Here is a 3,338-nt window from a genome sequence, read left to right as displayed (position 1 = left end):
GGAATTTAATCTTGACGATGACCTACTCTCACATGGGGAAACCCCACACTACCATCGGCGATGCATCGTTTCACTACTGAGTTCGGGATGGGATCAGGTGGTTCCAATGCTCTATGGTCGTCAAGAAATTCGGGTACTGAGTCGCGGCATGTGCCTCGCTTCAGCAAATTGGGTATGTGACAGCTTTCGGTGTTTTGTGAACGTCGAACTTTCGGTTCATTTTCGTCTTCACACACCGCAATCTGATGCTCGTTAGAGTAGTCAAATTGCTTGGGTGTTATATGGTCAAGCCTCACGGGCAATTAGTATTGGTTAGCTCAACGCCTCACAGCGCTTACACACCCAACCTATCAACGTCGTAGTCTTCGACGGCCCTTCAGGGAACTCAAGGTTCCAGTGAGATCTCATCTTGAGGCTAGTTTCCCGCTTAGATGCTTTCAGCGGTTATCTATTCCGAACATAGCTACCCGGCAATGCCACTGGCGTGACAACCGGAACACCAGAGGTTCGTCCACTCCGGTCCTCTCGTACTAGGAGCAGCCCCTCTCAAATCTCAAACGTCCACGGCAGATAGGGACCGAACTGTCTCACGACGTTCTAAACCCAGCTCGCGTACCACTTTAAATGGCGAACAGCCATACCCTTGGGACCGGCTTCAGCCCCAGGATGTGATGAGCCGACATCGAGGTGCCAAACACCGCCGTCGATATGAACTCTTGGGCGGTATCAGCCTGTTATCCCCGGAGTACCTTTTATCCGTTGAGCGATGGCCCTTCCATACAGAACCACCGGATCACTAAGACCTACTTTCGTACCTGCTCGACGTGTCTGTCTCGCAGTCAAGCGCGCTTTTGCCTTTATACTCTACGACCGATTTCCGACCGGTCTGAGCGCACCTTCGTACTCCTCCGTTACTCTTTAGGAGGAGACCGCCCCAGTCAAACTACCCACCATACACTGTCCTCGATCCGGATAACGGACCTGAGTTAGAACCTCAAAGTTGCCAGGGTGGTATTTCAAGGATGGCTCCACGCAGACTGGCGTCCACGCTTCAAAGCCTCCCACCTATCCTACACAAGCAAATTCAAAGTCCAGTGCAAAGCTATAGTAAAGGTTCACGGGGTCTTTCCGTCTAGCCGCGGATACACTGCATCTTCACAGCGATTTCAATTTCACTGAGTCTCGGGTGGAGACAGCGCCGCCATCGTTACGCCATTCGTGCAGGTCGGAACTTACCCGACAAGGAATTTCGCTACCTTAGGACCGTTATAGTTACGGCCGCCGTTTACCGGGGCTTCGATCAAGAGCTTCGCGTTAGCTAACCCCATCAATTAACCTTCCGGCACCGGGCAGGCGTCACACCCTATACGTCCACTTTCGTGTTTGCAGAGTGCTGTGTTTTTAATAAACAGTCGCAGCGGCCTGGTATCTTCGACCGGCATGAGCTTACGGAGCAAGTCCTTCACCCTCACCGGCGCACCTTCTCCCGAAGTTACGGTGCCATTTTGCCTAGTTCCTTCACCCGAGTTCTCTCAAGCGCCTTGGTATTCTCTACCCAACCACCTGTGTCGGTTTGGGGTACGGTTCCTGGTTACCTGAAGCTTAGAAGCTTTTCTTGGAAGCATGGCATCAACCACTTCGCTAACTAAAAGTTAGCTCGTCATCAGCTCTCGGCCTTAGAATCCCGGATTTACCTAAGATTCCAGCCTACCACCTTAAACTTGGACAACCAACGCCAAGCTGGCCTAGCCTTCTCCGTCCCTCCATCGCAATAACCAGAAGTACAGGAATATTAACCTGTTTTCCATCGACTACGCTTTTCAGCCTCGCCTTAGGGACCGACTAACCCTGCGTCGATTAACGTTGCGCAGGAAACCTTGGTCTTTCGGCGTGGGTGTTTTTCACACCCATTGTCGTTACTCATGTCAGCATTCGCACTTCTGATACCTCCAGCAAGCTTCTCAACTCACCTTCACAGGCTTACAGAACGCTCCTCTACCGCATCACTTACGTGATACCCGTAGCTTCGGTGTATGGTTTGAGCCCCGTTACATCTTCCGCGCAGGCCGACTCGACTAGTGAGCTATTACGCTTTCTTTAAAGGGTGGCTGCTTCTAAGCCAACCTCCTAGCTGTCTAAGCCTTCCCACATCGTTTCCCACTTAACCATAACTTTGGGACCTTAGCTGACGGTCTGGGTTGTTTCCCTTTTCACGACGGACGTTAGCACCCGCCGTGTGTCTCCCATGCTCGGCACTTGTAGGTATTCGGAGTTTGCATCGGTTTGGTAAGTCGGGATGACCCCCTAGCCGAAACAGTGCTCTACCCCCTACAGTGATACATGAGGCGCTACCTAAATAGCTTTCGAGGAGAACCAGCTATCTCCGAGCTTGATTAGCCTTTCACTCCGATCCACAGGTCATCCGCTAACTTTTCAACGGTAGTCGGTTCGGTCCTCCAGTTAGTGTTACCCAACCTTCAACCTGCCCATGGATAGATCGCCCGGTTTCGGGTCTATTCCCAGCGACTAGACGCCCTATTAAGACTCGCTTTCGCTACGCCTCCCCTATTCGGTTAAGCTCGCCACTGAAAATAAGTCGCTGACCCATTATACAAAAGGTACGCAGTCACCCAACAAAGTGGGCTCCCACTGCTTGTACGCATACGGTTTCAGGATCTATTTCACTCCCCTCTCCGGGGTTCTTTTCGCCTTTCCCTCACGGTACTAGTTCACTATCGGTCAGTCAGTAGTATTTAGCCTTGGAGGATGGTCCCCCCATATTCAGACAAAGTTTCTCGTGCTCCGTCCTACTCGATTTCATGACTAAGAGATTTTCGCGTACAGGGCTATCACCCACTATGGCCGCACTTTCCAGAGCGTTCCGCTAATCTCAAAGCCACTTAAGGGCTAGTCCCCGTTCGCTCGCCACTACTAAGGGAATCTCGGTTGATTTCTTTTCCTCAGGGTACTTAGATGTTTCAGTTCCCCTGGTTCGCCTCTTACGCCTATGTATTCAGCGTAAGATAACCATCTTATGATGGCTGGGTTCCCCCATTCAGACATCTCCGGATCAAAGTCTGTTTGCCGACTCCCCGAAGCTTTTCGCAGGCTACCACGTCTTTCATCGCCTCTGACTGCCAAGGCATCCACCGTATGCGCTTCTTCACTTGACCATATAACCCCAAGCAATCTGGTTATACTGTGAAGACGACATTCGCCGAAAATTCGAATTTCTCAATTAAGAGAACTCACAAATTTTACCTTAGCCTGATCCGTTACCAGTGAAAGTAACGTTCAGTCTATCTTTCTATCACATACCCAAATTTTTAAAGAACGAT

The 3,338-nt window shown here is 50.8% G+C and carries 2 rRNA genes; both read right to left on the bottom strand.

Annotated features, from left to right (window positions below):
* Positions 1-9: 9 nt before the first annotated feature.
* Positions 10-125 (bottom strand): 5S ribosomal RNA (rrf, locus tag HX793_RS21525).
* Between the two features lie 156 nt (positions 126-281).
* Positions 282-3,173, bottom strand: a 23S ribosomal RNA gene (locus HX793_RS21520).
* Between the last annotated feature and the right edge of the window lie 165 nt (positions 3,174-3,338).

The sequence above is a fragment of the Pseudomonas reactans genome (assembly GCF_013387025.1).
Taxonomy (GTDB): domain Bacteria; phylum Pseudomonadota; class Gammaproteobacteria; order Pseudomonadales; family Pseudomonadaceae; genus Aquipseudomonas; species Aquipseudomonas reactans.
The sequence above is the reverse complement of the archived record's forward strand: the minus strand, read 5'-3'. Positions and strand labels throughout refer to the sequence as shown.